Source organism: Nocardioides sp. FY1077 (assembly GCF_058681775.1).
Genome location: NZ_JBZWDB010000003.1, coordinates 459,514 through 474,257 on the forward strand (window position 1 = coordinate 459,514; position 14,744 = coordinate 474,257).

Here is a 14,744-nt window from a genome sequence, read left to right on the forward strand (position 1 = left end):
CTGGCTCGGGCTGGCTCGGGGCGGGTCGCCGGGCACTCGCGCCGGGGCGACCGGCGCCGGGGAGCCCCAGCCTATGCCGCGCGCCGCCGACCGACTGTCGGCGCCGCGATCTAGGTTCGGTGACCATGACCAGCACGGCCACCGCCCCCACCTCGCAGTGGGAGTCCCAGCGCAGCTTCGACGAGCTGGGCCGGCCGCTGCGCGACCTCACCTTCTGCGTGGTCGACCTCGAGACCACGGGCGGGTCGGCGGCCGGCGGGTCGATGATCACCGAGATCGGCGCGGTCAAGGTGCGCGGCGGCGAGGTGCTGGGCGAGTTCCAGACCCTGGTCGACCCCGGCACCGCGATCCCGCCGTTCATCTCGGTGCTCACCGGCATCAGCGACGGGATGGTGGCCGGCGCGCCGACGATCGAGTCGGCGCTGCCCGCGTTCCTCGAGTTCGCCACCGGGTGCGTGCTGGTGGCGCACAACGCGCCCTTCGACGTGGGCTTCCTGCAGCACTTCGCGGCCCAGCAGCAGCGGCCCTGGCCCCGGTTCGAGGTGCTCGACACCGCCCGGCTCGCCCGCCGCGTGGTCACCCGCGACGACACCCCCGACTGCAAGCTGTCGTCGCTGGCCCGCTTCTTCGGCGCCGCCACGACGCCGAACCACCGGGCGCTCTCCGACGCCCGCGCCACCGTCGACGTGCTCCACGGGCTGATGGAGCGCCTCGGGGGGCTGGGCGTGCACACCCTCGAGGAGCTGCAGACCTTCTCCTCCCGGGTGACCACCGCCCAGCGCAAGAAGCGCCACCTCGCCGAGGGCCTCCCGCACGCCCCCGGGGTCTACCTCTTCCGCGACGACCGCTCGCGTGTCCTCTACGTCGGCACCTCGCGCGACCTGCGCACCCGCGTGCGCTCCTACTTCACCGCCTCCGAGACCCGCTCACGGATGGGCGAGATGGTCGGGCTGGCCGCGTCGGTCACGGCCGTCGAGTGCGCGACCCCCCTCGAGGCGCAGGTGCGCGAGCTGCGGCTGATCGCCGAGCACGAGCCGCGCTACAACCGCCGCTCGCGGCGATCCGGCAAGGTCCACTACGTCAAGCTCACCCGGGAGCCGTGGCCGCGGCTGTCGCTGGTCACCCGGGTCATCGACGACGACGCCGACTACCTCGGCCCGTTCTCGACCAAGAAGACCGCGCAGAAGAGCCTCGACGCCCTCCACGACACCTTCCCGGTGCGCCAGTGCTCCGGTCGGCTGCCGCTGCGCCCGTCGCGGGCCGCCTGTGTGCTGGCCGAGATGGGCCGCTGCCTGGCGCCGTGCGACGGCAGCGTCGACGAGCTCACCTACGGCGCGGTGGTGCGTCGCCTGCGCGAGACGCTGCTGCGGCGCCCCGACGACGTGGTCGACACCCTCACCACCCGCATGCAGCTGCTCGCCGCCGACGAGCGCTTCGAGGAGGCCGGGGTCCACCGCGAGCGCCTCACCGCCTTCCTGCGGGCCGCCGCCCGCACCCAGCGGCTGTCGGCGCTGTCCCGCTGTCCCGAGGTCGTCGCCTGCCGCCGCGAGGACGACGGTCGCTGGGCGGTGCACGTCGTGCGCCGGGGCCGGCTGGCCGGCGCCGGCGTCATCCCCACCGGCGCCGACGCCCGGCAGTACGTCGAGGAGCTGCGCGCCAGCGCGGAGACCGTCGCCCCGGGCCTCGGCCCGGTGCCGGCGGCCACCGCCGAGGAGAGCGAGAAGATCCTGCGCTGGCTGGAGTCGCCCGGCGTGCGCCTCGTCGACGTCGACGGCGAGTGGGTGTGCCCGGTCGCCGGCGCCACCCGCCACCTCGCGCTGCACGACGCGGTCGCGGAGTCGCGGCGCAGCCTGGTGCCGTTCGACGACCGGCGCGACCTCGCGCCGGTGCACCGCCCCGCGCGCTGACGCGCCGTCGCACGCCTCCGCGCACCGGACCCGCGCACCGGCTGTCGCGGCTAGGCTGCGGCGCATGATCACCGCCATCGTCTTCGTCAAGGCCGACGTGGCCCGCATCCCCGAGGTGGCCGAGGCGATCGCCACGCTCGACGGCGTCTCCGAGGTCTACTCGGTGACCGGCCAGATCGACCTGATCGCCCTGATCCGCGTGCGGGCTCACGACGACGTCGCCGCGGTGGTGGCCGACCGGCTGAACAAGGTCGAGGGCGTGCAATCCACCGAGACCCACATCGCGTTCCGCGCCTACTCGCGTCACGACCTCGAGTCGGCGTTCTCCCTCGGGCTCGACTGACCGGCCAGCGTCGCCCCGGTCATCCGTTCGGCGGTCGCCCTGGCTCGACCGAGTGGTTGAACCCGGTTCGCCCGCGGTGGCGGTGCGTCGGCCCTAGCCTGGCCCCGTGGCCAGCATCGAGCAGTTGGCCCCGCCCGTCAGCGACGGCCCGGGGCCGTCGCCCTCGACCCCGCAACGGGCGTCGGTCGTCGACCGGGCTGTGCGCTCCTGGCTGCCCCTCACGCTGCTGGGCGCCGTGTTCCTCACGATGGCTCTGCGCGCCGCCCAGCCGCTCACGAACACCGACACCTACTTCCACCTCCGATTCGGCACCGAGCTGGTCGGCGACTGGCGCATCACCTCCCCTGGCAGCGTCTCGTCGTTCGCGACCGCCGACTGGGTGCCGACCCAGTGGCTCTCGCAGGTGGTGATGGCGCAGATCGAGGACTGGTTCGGCCTGGCCGGCGTGGCCTGGCTGTGCGGGCTGCTGTTCGTCGCGCTGAGCGTGGTCCTGCACCTCGCCGCTCGGGTGCGGGCCGACCCGTTGGTGGCGGTGCCACTGGTCGTCCTCACCCTGCTGGCCGCCGCGTACGGCCTGTCGATGCGGCCGCAGGTCCTCAGCTACCTGCTGGCGGGCGTCACCGTCGCCGTCTGGACGTCGCCGCGACTCTCCCCGACGCGCGCCTGGTGCTTGGTGCCCCTCACGTGGGTGTGGGTGACGCTGCACGGGATGTGGCCGCTCGGCATCGTGGTCAGTGTGGTGGCGGTGGCCGGGCTGGGGCTTGAGCGCCAGGCCCGCGGGCTGACCTGGCGCAGCCTCGCGACGTATGCCGCCGTCGCGCCGGCCTGTGCCCTGGCCGCACTGGTGACCCCGGTGGGGCCGGCGATCGTGCCGGCCGTGGTGACGGTCGGCTCGCGTGCCGAGTACTTCCAGGAATGGGGTGCGCCAGAGCTGGCGACGGGGTCCGGCGCGGCCTTGCTGCTGTTGCTCGCCGCCACCGCGGCGCTGATGGCGCGCCGGGGTGGCTCCTGGCAGGACGTGCTGCTGCTCGGCCTCGCGGGCGCACTCGCGGTCTACTCCCAACGCACCGTGCCGGTGGCCGCCGTGGTCGCCCTGCCGCTGGCGGCAGCGGCCCTCCAGCGTCTGGTGGGGCCGTCGACACCTCCGCGTCGCACAGAGCTCGCCGTGGTCGGAGCGGCGGCGGCGGCCTCGTTGGCGCTGCTCGTGCCGCTGGCGGCCGACCGGGCCACCGAGCCGCCCCCGCAGCCCGCGTGGGTCGACGCCGAGCTGGGCGCCCTACCACCCGGGACGCCGGTCCTGGACGACTGGGGATGGGGCGGCTACCTGATGTGGCGCTACCCCGACATCGACTTGGTGATGCACGGCTACGGCGACACCTTCACGACCTCCGAGCTGGAACGCAACCGCGCGATCACCGACCTCGACCCCGGATGGGACGACCTCGTGCGGGGCACCGGAGCCGAGCTGGCCCTGCTGCCGCCGGACAGCCCCCTCGCCTACGCGCTGGACCTCGAGGGCTGGGACGTCGTGCACCACAGCGACGACGTGGACCTGCTGCGCGCTCCAGCCGACTGGCGCTGACCACTGACCCTCTCTGCACGGCTGCACGGCACCGACCCTCAGGCGGAGGCAGCGACCCAGCGCTCCAGCAGGTCCTGGGCCGCGCCGGTGTCGATGGCGTCGGCGGCCCGGGCGATGCCGGCCGACAAGGCCTGCTCCACCGGCTCACCGGGGGCGCCGTGCACGGCGAGCGCCGCACCGGCGTTGAGCAGGACGGCGTCGCGCACCGGTCCGCGGTCGCCGGCGACGAGCCGGCGCACCACCTCGGCGTTGTGGGCGGGGTCGCCCCCGGCCAGGTCGGCGGCCGTGGCCTCGGCCAGGCCGTGCGCGCGCGGGTCGACGCTCGTGGGGGTGACCTCGCCGTCGTGCACCACCCACAGCGACGACGTCGTGGTGGTGGTCAGCTCGTCGAGCCCGTCGTCGCCGCGGAAGACCCACGCGTCCACGCCGCGCGCGGCGAAGACGCCGGCCATCACCGGGGCCACGGCGGCATCGGCGCAGCCGACCGCCTGCGCGGCGGGCCGGGTGGGGTTGGTCAGCGGGCCGAGGAAGTTGAAGCTGGTGCCGATGCCGAGCTCGCGACGGGCCACCGCGGCGTGACGCATCGCGGGGTGGAAGGCGGCGGAGAAGCAGAAGGTGATGCCGACGCTGGTGGCCAGCTCGGCCACCCGGTCGGCGGGCAGGTCGAGGCGCACCCCGAGGGCCTCCAGCACGTCGGCGGAGCCCGAGGCCGACGAGGCCGAGCGGTTGCCGTGCTTGACCACGCGGGCGCCGGCGCCCGCGGCCACGATCGCCGACATGGTCGAGATGTTCACCGACATCGACCGGTCACCGCCGGTGCCGACGACGTCGAGCAGCCGGCCCTCCACCGTGATCGGCGTGGCCCGGGCCGTCATGGTCTCGACCAGGCCGAGCATCTCCTCGATGGTCTCGCCCTTGGCGCGCAGCGCCACGGCGAAGCCGGCGATCTGTGCCGGGGTCGCGTTGCCCTCGAGGATCTCGGTCATCACCCACGCGGTCTGGGCGGTGCTGAGGTCGCGGGCGGCGACGAGGCCGCCGAGCACCTCGGGCCAGGTGGTCACGGCGCTCAGGTCGCGGCCGGCGTGCGGGCGCGCAGCAGCGTCACCACGGTCTCGGCCAGCTGCAGCGGGTCGATCGGGTGGGGCACCGCCGCCTCCGCGCGCGACCAGGTGGCCAGCCAGGCGTCCTGCGGTCGACCGGTGAGCACGACCACCGGCGGGCACCGGAAGATCTCGTCCTTGAGCTGCTTGGCGATGCCCATGCCGCCGGCCGGCACGGCCTCGCCGTCCAGCACCGCAAGGTCGACGTCGCCGCCGTCCATCACCTGCACCACGACGGGCTCGGTGGCGACCTCGACGTACTCGAGCTCGGGCAGGTCGGGGTGCGGACGGCGACCCAGCGCCAGGATCACCTGTTCGCGGGTGTGGACGTCGTCGCTGTAGACGAGCACCTTCAGGGCGGTCTTCGGGCTGGTCACGGCCGCGATGCTACCGCTCGGCGTCCTCGCGGGCGCTGGGGCGGGCCGCGCGCGACGCCCGCGCCTCCATCAGGTCGAGGCGACGGTCCTCGCGGGTGGCCTCCTTCATGGAGGAGCGCACCCACTGCGTGAACAGCACCGCGAAGAACACCAGCGCGATCAGGTCACCGGTCCCCCAGAGGATGCCGCCGGCGAGGTGCTGGTCCTCGAGCGGGTCGGGCAGCCAGTAGCCCATCGGCCCGTCCTGCAACGAGGGGTACCAGTCGCCGCCGAGCAGCGTCTCCTGGCCCATGATCGTGACGCCCAGGAAGGCGTGGAAGGGCAGCGTGAGCACGACGAGCAGCACCCGGAACGGGTAGCCCACCCGGCCTGGGACGGGGTCGATGCCCATCAGCGGCCAGAAGAACAGTGCCCCCACCATCACCAGGTGCACGTGCATCGCCTCGTGCACGTAGGCCGACTCCAGCGAGGCGCGGTACCAGCCGGAGAAGTACAGCGCCCACGGCGAGACGATGTAGAGGGTGAAGGTCAGCGGCGGGAACGACAGCACCCGCGCCACCGGCGAGTGCAGCACCGCCAGCAGCCAGCGCCGCGGCGCGGCCGGCAGCGTGCGCAGGGCCAGCGTCACCGGCGCGCCGAGCGCCAGGGCCAGCGGCACCAGCATCGACAGCGCCATGTGCTGCACCATGTGGGCGCTGATCAGCGTCGTGTCGTACGCCGCCAGGCCCGACGCCGTCGCGACGTAGAAGGTGCCCATGCCCAGCACGACGAACGACAGCGTGCGGCCGACCGGCCAGTGGTCGCCGCGGCGGCGCATCGCGTGCACGCCGAGCAGGTAGAGCCCGGCCGCCCACACGCTGAGCACCGTCGGCACCGGGGCCAGCGACCACTCGGTGAAGAACGCCGCGAAGTCCAGCGGCGGCAGGGTCGCGTCGACCGTCCAGGGGCCGGCGCCGAGGGCCGTGCCCGAGGTCGTCAGCAGCGTCGCGTCCACTCCTCCCACTGTAGGAGGCGCCGCGTGAGGGGCCCGAGGTGGGATCTGGGCCGGGGCAGGCCATAATGACCGGGTGGCGACAGCATCAGCAGCAACCATCCCCGCGTCCCGTCTTCACGGGCACCACGACCGACCCAGCATGGTCAGCGTCGGGACGATCATCTGGCTCTCCAGCGAGCTGATGTTCTTCGCCGCGTTGTTCGCGTCGTACTTCACGATCCGCGCGGTGAGCCCGGAGCTGTGGGCGGCGAACACCGCGGTGCTCGACGTGCCGTTCGCCGCGATCAACACCACGATCCTCGTGCTGTCGTCGCTGACCTGCCAGCTCGGCGTGTTCGCCGCCGAGCGGGGCCAGGCCGGCCGCACCGGCTCGCTGCTGGCCTTCCGCACGTGGGGCCTGCGCGAGTGGTTCTTCCTCACCTACCTGATGGGGGCGATCTTCGTCGCCGGCCAGGCGGTGGAGTACGCCAACCTGGTCCAGGAGGGCATCACCATCCAGGACTCCGCCTACGGCTCGATGTTCTACCTGACCACGGGCTTCCACGGCATCCACGTGACCGGTGGGCTGATCGCCTTCCTCCTCGTGCTCGGCCGCACCTACCTCGCCAAGAGGTTCACCCACGAGCAGGCGGTCAGCGCGATCGTCGTCTCCTACTACTGGCACTTCGTCGACGTCGTGTGGATCGGTCTGTTCGCCACGATCTACCTCGTGCAGTGACCCCGATTCCTACACAAGAGATGTAGAGTTATCTCAACAGACGACAGAGGATTTACTGTGCGCTTCCTGAACCGCTCCGCCGGCCGACTCTCCCGGCACCGTCGTGGCCGCCTCGCCGGCATGATGATGCTGGTGGTCGGCCTGCTGCTGACCGGCAGCATGTACGCGGCGTTCTCCCCCGCCCAGGCGGAGAGCACCGAGACCCAGGCCGCCGACGTGGAGGCGGGGCGCAAGCTGTTCCTCATCGGCTGCGCCTTCTGCCACGGCCAGAACGGCGAGGGCCAGTACAGCGTGAACGGCGAGGCCATCGGCCCGTCGCTGGTCGGCGTCGGTGCCGCTGCGGTCGACTTCCAGGTCGGCACGGGCCGGATGCCGCTGGCCAAGCCGGCCCAGCAGGCACCCGACAAGCCGGTCGCCTACAGCGACGAGGAGATCGCCCAGCTCGCGGCGTACGTCGCCTCGCTGGCCCCCGGTCCGGGCATCCCGGACGAGGAGGACTACAGCATCGAGGGGCTCAGCCCCGAGGAGCAGGAGGCCGCGATCGTCCGCGGTGGCCAGATCTTCCTCACCAACTGCACCGCCTGCCACAACTTCGAGGGCTCCGGCGGCGCCATGCCCCGCGGTGGCTACGCCCCCCAGATCCGCGGCGTCGAGCCCAAGCACATCTACGAGGCCATGCTGACCGGCCCCCAGGCGATGGACACCTTCTCCAACGGCAACATCACGCCCGACGAGAAGCGCGACGTCATCGCCTACCTCGGCTCCCTGGAGGAGCAGCCCGGCTACGGCGGCTTCGGCCTCGGCGGCTTCGGACCCGTCTCCGAGGGCCTGTTCGCCTGGGTGCTCGGCATCGGTGGCCTCGTCGGCTTCGCCGTCTGGATCGCCGCCCACACGACCCGCGTGAGCACGAAGAAGGTGAGCCAGTGACCACCACCCACGACCAGCCCGGCGCCGGCGGCAGCTCCGCCCTCGAGCCCAGCGGGAGCGGCCAGCACCTGCCGGCCCTGCCGCCCGAGGAGCCCCTGGCCAACCCGGGCCTGCCCGCCCACACCTGGCGGCCCACCGACGTCGACCCCAAGGCCGAGAAGCGCGCCGAGCGCCAGGTCGCGGCGTTCTTCGGGCTCTCCGCCATCTGCACCGTGCTGTTCGTCGTCGCCTACGTCACCCTCGGCATCGGCGACAACCACGACACCGTCCTCAACTACGGCGCCTCCACGGTCGCCCTCGGCGCCACCCTCGGCGGCGCCCTGCTGTTCATCGGCATCGGGATCATCCAGTGGGCCCGCAAGCTGATGGCCGACGTCGAGATGGTCGAGATGCGCCACCCGGCGCGCTCCTCCGACGAGGACCGCGCCGCCACCGTGGCCGCCCTCAACGACGGGCTCGCCGAGTCGGGCATCTCGCGGCGGCCCCTGATCCGCAACACGCTGCTCGGCTCGGTCGGCCTGCTCGGCCTGCCCGTCATCGTGCTGCTGCGCGACCTCGGCCCCACCCCGGGCCAGGCCGCGGCGGCCGACCCCGGCACCAGCGGTCTCGAGGCGACCATCTGGGCGCCCGGCATGCGCATCGTCCGCGACGTCGTCGGCACCCCGATCCGCGCCTCCGACCTCGAGATCGGCGACCTGGTGAACGCCGAGCCCGAGGCGATCTTCCCGACCGAGGAGAACGGCTACCCCGAGATCGAGGGCATCGAGCTGCAGGTCGCGAAGTCCAAGGCCGCGGTGATCCTGCTGCGCATGGACCCCGACGAGATCATCCCCGGCGAGGGCCGGGACAACTGGACCGTCGACGGCATCACCTGCTACTCCAAGATCTGCACCCACGTGGGGTGCCCGATCTCGCTCAACGAGCGCACCACGCACCACCTGCTGTGCCCCTGCCACCAGTCCACGTTCGACCTGGCCGACTCCGGCCGCGTCATCTTCGGTCCTGCCGGGCGTCACCTGCCGCAGCTGCCGATCATGGTCGACGACGAGGGCTACCTGGTGGCGCAGAGCGACTTCACTGAGCCCGTCGGGCCCAGCTACTGGGAGCGATCCCACGAAGACATCGGCGACCAAGGCGAGGCTGACCTGTGAGCATCGACACGAGCAAGGTGGCGACGACCACCTCCGGCGCGACGGCGGTCTCCAAGCCGAACCGTGCCGGCGCGGTCGCCAGCTGGGCCGACGACCGACTCGGTCTCGGCACGCTGGCCAAGAAGAACCTCCGCAAGATCTTCCCCGACCACTGGTCCTTCATGCTGGGCGAGATCGCCCTGTGGAGCTTCGTGGTCCTGCTGCTCAGCGGCATCTTCCTCACGCTGTGGTACGTCCCCAGCATGGGCGAGGTGGCCTACGAGGGCTCGTACAACCAGCTGCGCGGGATCGAGATGTCGGAGGCCCTGGCCTCCACGCTGCACCTCTCGTTCGACGTGCGCGGCGGTCTCCTGATGCGCCAGATGCACCACTGGGCAGCCATGCTCTTCATCGCCTCGATGATGATCCACCTACTGCGCGTCTACTTCACCGGCGCGTTCCGCAAGCCCCGTGAGCTCAACTGGGTCATCGGCTCGCTGCTGCTGCTCCTCGGCACCCTCGAGGGCTTCACCGGCTACTCCCTGCCCGACGACCTGCTCTCCGGCACGGGCATCCGCGCGGCCGACGGCTTCGTGAAGTCGATCCCCGTCGTCGGCACCTACATCTCGTTCTTCCTCTTCGGCGGCGAGTTCCCCGGCGCCTCGATCATCCCGCGCCTCTACACCATCCACGTGCTGCTGATCCCGGGCCTGCTGCTGGCGCTCATCGCCGCCCACATGCTGCTGCTCGTCTACCACAAGCACACCCAGTGGCCTGGTCCCGGCCGCACGGAGCAGAACGTCGTGGGCTTCCCGATGCTCCCCGTGTACGCCGCCAAGGCCGGTGGCTTCTTCTTCATCGTGTTCGGTGTCTGCGCCCTGATGGGTGGGCTCCTGACGATCAACCCGGTGTGGAAGTACGGCCCCTACGACCCGACCAAGGTCACGGCCGGCTCCCAGCCCGACTGGTACATGGGCTGGCCCGACGGCGCGCTGCGCATCATGCCGGGCATCGAGTCGCACCTGTTCGGCTACACGATCGCCTGGAACGTCCTGCTGCCGATCATCGTGCTGCCGGGCCTGATGTTCACGATCCTGCTGATGCTGCCCTTCATCGAGTCGTGGATCACCGGCGACAAGCGGGACCACCACCTGCTGGAGCGCCCGCGCAACGCCCCGACGCGCACCGCGATCATGGTGGCGCTGATGACCTTCTACGGCCTCATGTGGGCCGCGGGCGGCAACGACATCATCGCCATCCAGCTCGACCTGAGCATCAACCAGATCACGTACTTCATGCGCGCTGCGGTGTTCGTCGGGCCCCTGCTGGCCTTCTTCATCGCTCGTCGCTGGTGCATCTCGCTCCAGCGCCACGACGAGGCGAAGCTGCTGCACGGCTACGAGACGGGCGTGATCATGCGCTCGCCGGAGGGCGGCTACAGCGAGCGGCACCTGCCCGTGTCGCCGTCGTCGGCCTACACCCTCACGGCGCGTGACCGCGAGGAGGTGCCGGTGACCGACGAGACCAAGGTGGACGCCAACGGCATCCCGGCGCCCGCCGGTCGCGTGGCCAAGCTGCGCAGCCGGCTGTCGACGATGTGGTACGCCGACAACGTCCAGAAGCCCACTGCGCAGGAGCTCGAGGCGTCGCACCACCACGCCGAGCACGAGCTCGAGCTGCAGTCGGCGATGGACGGCGGCACCTCCGACCGCCAGGTCACCGGCCGCCACGCGGGCGAGGGCCAGGAGCCGCGCGACCAGCACTGATCGACCCGTACGAGACGCAGGACGGCCCCGGACCACACGGTCCGGGGCCGTCCTGCGTCTCCGCTCCCCCACCGGCCAGTGGGCGGGGTCGCCCGTCACGCCGTGGCGCGCGCCAGCACCTGGCCGAGCAGCCGCGCACCGGCCCCGAACGACGCCGGGTCGGGACCGGCGTACCCGAGGCGCAGGAACGGCCCGGTCGGCTCCGCCGGGAACCACTCGTCGCCCGACGCGACGAGCAGGCCCACCCGCTCGGAGTCCTCGACGACGCGGGCCGGGTCGGTGCCGTCGGGCAGCCGCAGCCACAGGTGCAGCCCGCCGGCGGGCACGTGGGTGAGCTCGGCCTGCGGCACGTGCTCCTGCACCGCCGCCACGAGCAGATCGCGACGCTCGCGCAGCTGCCGGCGCACGCCGCGCAGGTGGGACTGCCAGGCCGGCTGCGTGACCACGTCGAGGGCCGCGGCCTGGAGGAGCCCGCTGACGTACAGGGACTCCGACGCCCGGTCGGCCAGCAGCCGCTCGCGGGCGGGTCCGCGGGCCACCAGCGCCCCCACGCGCAACGCCGGCGACACGCTCTTGGTCAGCGACCGCAGGTAGACGACGTGCCCGGAGTCGTCGCGGGCGGCGAGGGGCACGGGCGTGGTGGTGAGGGCGAGGTCGTGGGCCCAGTCGTCCTCCACCAGGAACGCACCGTGGGCCCGCACGACGGCGAGCACGTCCTCCTGGAGCGCGGTCGACCACCGGGCGCCGGTGGGGTTGGCGAAGGCGGGCTGGGCGTAGAGCACGCGCGCCCCGGTCTCGGCGAAGGCGCGGTCGAGGTCGACAGGGTCGGGGCCCGTCGGGCCGCTCGGCACCGGCACCAGGCGCACCCCGGCCTGGTGGGCGGCGCGGATGGCGCCCCAGTAGGTCGGTGACTCGACCAGCACGGGGCGCCCGGCGCCGACCAGCGCCCGGAACACCGAGCCCAGCGCCCCCTGGGTGCCGGGCACCACCACCACGTCACCGGGTGCGGCCGGGGTGGTGCCGCTGGCCGCCACCGCGGCGAGCTCGCCGGCGAACCACGTGCGCAGGTCCGGCAGCCCCGCGGCCGGCGGCCGCTCCAGGGCGGCGTCACCCCGTGCCGCGCGGGCCAGGGCCTGGCGCACCAGGCGCTCCGGGAGCAGGGCGCGGTCGGGGTAGCCGGCGTGCAGCGCGACCACGTCGTGCGCCCCGGTGCGCAGGGCAGAGGGCAGGGCGGAGGGCAGGGCCGTCGACGGTGCCGAGCGCGAGGGCCGGGACGCCCCCGACAGCGGCACACCGAGGGCTGCGGTCTGCCACCCGTGGTCCACGGCCCGCACCGTGCGCCCGGGGCGCACGAACGTGCCGACACCTGGCCTGCTCTCCACCAGGCCCTCGGCGGCAAGGGTGCGCAGTGCCTGCTGCACGGTGACGGGCCCAGCGCCGTGGGTGGCGGCGAGCGCCCGCGTGGACGGCAACCGGGCCCCGGGAGCGGCCGTGCGCACCCAGGCTCGCAGCGCGAGGGCGATCCGGGCACTGCTACCGTCGGTCATGACGGACAAGAGTACCGCTACCGCACGTTCCACCCCCGTGCTACCGGCGTCGTCGGCCGGCCTGTGGTGGGGCCTGCTGGGCGTCACCGCGTTCTCGCTGACCGTGCCGCTGACGCGGGTCGCGGTGGACGGCCTCTCGCCGCTGTTCCTCGGCTCCGCGCGCGCCGTGCTGGCGGCCCTGCTCGCCGGGGCGGCCCTCGCCCTCACCCGTCAGCGGCCCCCCAGCAGGCGACAGTGGCTGCGGGTGGGGGTGGTGGCGGGCGGCGTCGTGGTGGGCTTCCCGCTGCTGACCTCCTACGCCCTCACCACCGCGCCGGCCGGTCACGCCGCTGTCGTGGTGGGGGTGCTCCCGGCCGCGACGGCGGTGGCCGCGGTCGTCCGTGGGCGCGAGCGGCCGCCGGCGGCGTTCTGGCTCTCTGCGGGCCTCGGCGCGCTGGCCGGGGTCGGCTTCGCCGCCCTTCACTCCGGTGGGGTCGACGGTCTCGGCGCGGCCGACCTGCTGCTCCTCGGCGCCGTACTCGCCGCCGCGGTCGGGTACGCCGAGGGCGGCCTGCTCGCGCGCGAGGTCGGCGCCTGGCAGACCATCTCGTGGGCCCTGGTGGCCGCCACACCCCTGATGCTCGGCCTGACCTGCCTCGCGGTCGCCCAGGAGGTGCCCACCGCCGGTCCGGCGCAGTGGGCGTCGTTCGGCTACCTCGGGCTGGTCAGCGCGTTCCTGGGCTTCGTGGCGTGGTACCGCGGGCTCGCCATCGGGCCGATGGCGAGCGTGAGCCAGGTGCAGCTGCTGCAGCCGGTGCTCAGCATCGCCTGGGCAGCCCTGCTCCTCGGCGAGCAGGTGACGGCGGCGACGGCAGCAGGCGGCCTGCTGGTGGTCGCCTGCGCCGGTGGCGCCGTCCGGGCTCGCCTGCGTCCGTCCGGGCGGAGCGGCTGAGGCAGGCTCAGCTGAGCGCGGAGCCGCGGGCGTAGTCGGCGTAGGAGGCGTTCCAGTCGCCGTAGCCGTTGTCCAGCGTCATCGGACGGTCGGTGCCGGTGTACTCCACGACGTCGCCGCGCAGGGTCATCGCGTAGAGCCACGCGGCGTCCTCGGTGCTCATGCCGGTGCAGCCGTGGCTGACGTTGGCCGAGCCCTGCGAGGAGACCGACCACGGCGCGGCGTGGATGAACTCCCCTGAGTAGGTCAGCCGCATGGCGTACTGCACGTCGGCGATGTCGTAGGCCTCGGCGCTCCCGGCGGCGATGCCGACGGTCTCGGAGTTCATCCGGCGGCTCTCGAACTTCTCCATGATCACCTTGGTGCCCGACCGGGTGGTGAACCCGGCCTTGCCGGTCGTGATCGGGATCGTGCGGAGCTGCTCGCCGTTGCTGAACACCGTCATCTGGTGGGTGCTCGCGTCGACCCGGTAGACGTGGGCGTCGCCGACGGTGAAGTCGATGTCGCGGTCCTCCTGGCCGTAGATGCCGCCACCGGCGTCGACGCCGTTGACGTCCACGTCGACGCTGACCTCCGTGCCGGCCTTCCAGTAGGTCTTGGGCCGGTAGTGCACCTCGTTGTCGCTGAGCCAGCGCCACGTGCCGGCTTGAGCGGGGCTCGCGGTCACGGTGAGGTTCTTCTCGATCGCGGCCCGGTCGGTGACCGGCACGTCGAAGGTGACCACGACGGGCATGCCGACACCGACGGTCTCGCCGTCGAGGGGCGCCACCGAGGGGAACGTCTGCTCGGCGAGCGTCAGGTCCTGGGTGCGGAAACGGGTGACGCGTCGCACCGGCTCGCCCTCGGCACCCTGGGCCACCGCGGTGACGGTGTAGTCGGTGCCCGGCTCGAGGCGCTCGTCGGCCTTCCAGGAGTAGCCGTTGCGCGCCATCGCGCCGCCCACCGGTCCGGCCGGGGAGGTGACCTCCACCGAGCTCAGCTCGGCGTTGGCGACCGTCACCGCCACCAGGGTGTCGACCGGCACGTTCCTGGCCGCGGCGGCGACGTTGGTCGTCACCTCGGCAGGGGCCACGTCGGCCGCCTGCTGCGTCCCGGCACCGCCGTCGCGACCACCGGTGCCACCGGAGGCACCGGACGGGTCGGCAGGCCGACCGGCGTCGCAGGCGGTCAGCGCCGTGCTCGCCGCCAGGGCCAGGCCGAGCAGGCCGGTCACCCCGGACCGACGGTGGGCACGGGGACGACGGGGGGTGGTGACGCGCATGCGGAGGACTCCAGGGGTACGGCGGGCGGGGTCGGTCGTGCGGTGACGACCAGCCGCGCAGGGCCGAGACGTCCGTGCGGTCGTGCGGCACGTCTGGCCAGGGTAACCGCGCGGACCACAACGACCGACTCCGCGCGCCCGGGGGCTGCGCGGAGTCGGTC

At 73.1% G+C, this 14,744-nt stretch carries 13 protein-coding genes; 8 read left to right on the forward strand and 5 right to left on the reverse strand.

Annotated elements, in window-relative coordinates; all coding sequences use genetic code 11:
* Positions 1-125: 125 nt before the first annotated feature.
* From AC4OR8_RS11700 to AC4OR8_RS11710, 3 genes are all read left to right on the forward strand, one after another.
* The gene (locus tag AC4OR8_RS11700) at positions 126-1,907 is read left to right on the forward strand and encodes a DEDD exonuclease domain-containing protein (RefSeq protein ID WP_492165733.1); all 1,782 of its coding nucleotides are present in this window, start codon (positions 126-128) and stop codon (positions 1,905-1,907) included.
* Positions 1,908-1,971: 64 nt separating this feature from the next.
* Positions 1,972-2,250 carry an Lrp/AsnC family transcriptional regulator gene (locus tag AC4OR8_RS11705; RefSeq protein ID WP_492165734.1) on the forward strand — a complete coding sequence of 93 codons (279 nt, stop codon included), beginning with the start codon at positions 1,972-1,974 and terminating at the stop codon, positions 2,248-2,250.
* A gap of 106 nt (positions 2,251-2,356) precedes the next feature.
* A complete protein-coding gene (locus tag AC4OR8_RS11710) occupies positions 2,357-3,832 on the forward strand; it encodes a hypothetical protein (protein ID WP_492165735.1) in 1,476 nt (491 codons plus the stop codon).
* A gap of 38 nt (positions 3,833-3,870) precedes the next feature.
* Here the strand turns inward: AC4OR8_RS11710 and trpD are convergent, their stop codons facing one another.
* The 3 genes from trpD to AC4OR8_RS11725 are packed head-to-tail and all read right to left on the reverse strand — an operon-like array spanning position 3,871 to position 6,303.
* Positions 3,871-4,893, reverse strand: a complete 1,023-nt coding sequence (trpD, locus tag AC4OR8_RS11715; RefSeq protein ID WP_492165736.1) for an anthranilate phosphoribosyltransferase — start codon at positions 4,891-4,893, stop codon at positions 3,871-3,873.
* 5 nt (positions 4,894-4,898) lie between these two features.
* Entirely contained in the window at positions 4,899-5,309 is a 411-nt protein-coding gene (locus tag AC4OR8_RS11720; RefSeq protein WP_492165737.1) for an Rv3143 family two-component system response regulator, read from the reverse strand.
* A gap of 10 nt (positions 5,310-5,319) precedes the next feature.
* A complete protein-coding gene (locus tag AC4OR8_RS11725) occupies positions 5,320-6,303 on the reverse strand; it encodes a cytochrome c oxidase assembly protein (RefSeq protein ID WP_492165738.1) in 984 nt (327 codons plus the stop codon).
* Between the two features lie 73 nt (positions 6,304-6,376).
* Between AC4OR8_RS11725 and ctaE the strand changes: the two genes are divergently transcribed.
* The 4 genes from ctaE (at position 6,377) to qcrB (ending at position 10,844) form a co-directional block, all read left to right on the forward strand.
* Positions 6,377-7,021, forward strand: coding sequence for an aa3-type cytochrome oxidase subunit III (gene ctaE, locus AC4OR8_RS11730; RefSeq protein WP_492165739.1), 645 nt, complete (start codon positions 6,377-6,379; stop codon positions 7,019-7,021).
* A 57-nt stretch (positions 7,022-7,078) separates the two neighbouring features.
* Positions 7,079-7,948, forward strand: coding sequence for a cytochrome bc1 complex diheme cytochrome c subunit (gene qcrC, locus AC4OR8_RS11735; RefSeq protein WP_492165740.1), 870 nt, complete (start codon positions 7,079-7,081; stop codon positions 7,946-7,948).
* Between the two features lie 68 nt (positions 7,949-8,016).
* Positions 8,017-9,099: a cytochrome bc1 complex Rieske iron-sulfur subunit gene (gene qcrA / locus AC4OR8_RS11740; RefSeq protein WP_492166415.1), complete on the forward strand. Its 1,083-nt coding sequence runs from the start codon at positions 8,017-8,019 to the stop codon at positions 9,097-9,099.
* Positions 9,096-10,844: a cytochrome bc1 complex cytochrome b subunit gene (gene qcrB / locus AC4OR8_RS11745; protein ID WP_492165741.1), complete on the forward strand. Its 1,749-nt coding sequence runs from the start codon at positions 9,096-9,098 to the stop codon at positions 10,842-10,844. Before qcrA ends, qcrB begins: the two co-directional genes overlap by 4 nt.
* Before the next feature lie 95 nt (positions 10,845-10,939).
* Here qcrB and AC4OR8_RS11750 read toward each other — a convergent pair whose 3' ends face one another.
* Positions 10,940-12,391 carry an aminotransferase-like domain-containing protein gene (locus tag AC4OR8_RS11750; protein ID WP_492165742.1) on the reverse strand — a complete coding sequence of 484 codons (1,452 nt, stop codon included), beginning with the start codon at positions 12,389-12,391 and terminating at the stop codon, positions 10,940-10,942.
* Between AC4OR8_RS11750 and AC4OR8_RS11755 the strand changes: the two genes are divergently transcribed.
* A complete protein-coding gene (locus tag AC4OR8_RS11755; RefSeq protein ID WP_492165743.1) occupies positions 12,390-13,322 on the forward strand; it encodes a DMT family transporter in 933 nt (310 codons plus the stop codon). The genes AC4OR8_RS11750 and AC4OR8_RS11755 overlap by 2 nt on opposite strands.
* A gap of 7 nt (positions 13,323-13,329) precedes the next feature.
* On the opposite strand, the gene AC4OR8_RS11760 is transcribed toward AC4OR8_RS11755, so the two are convergent.
* Entirely contained in the window at positions 13,330-14,583 is a 1,254-nt protein-coding gene (locus AC4OR8_RS11760) for a L,D-transpeptidase (RefSeq protein WP_492165744.1), read from the reverse strand.
* Positions 14,584-14,744: the final 161 nt, after the last annotated feature.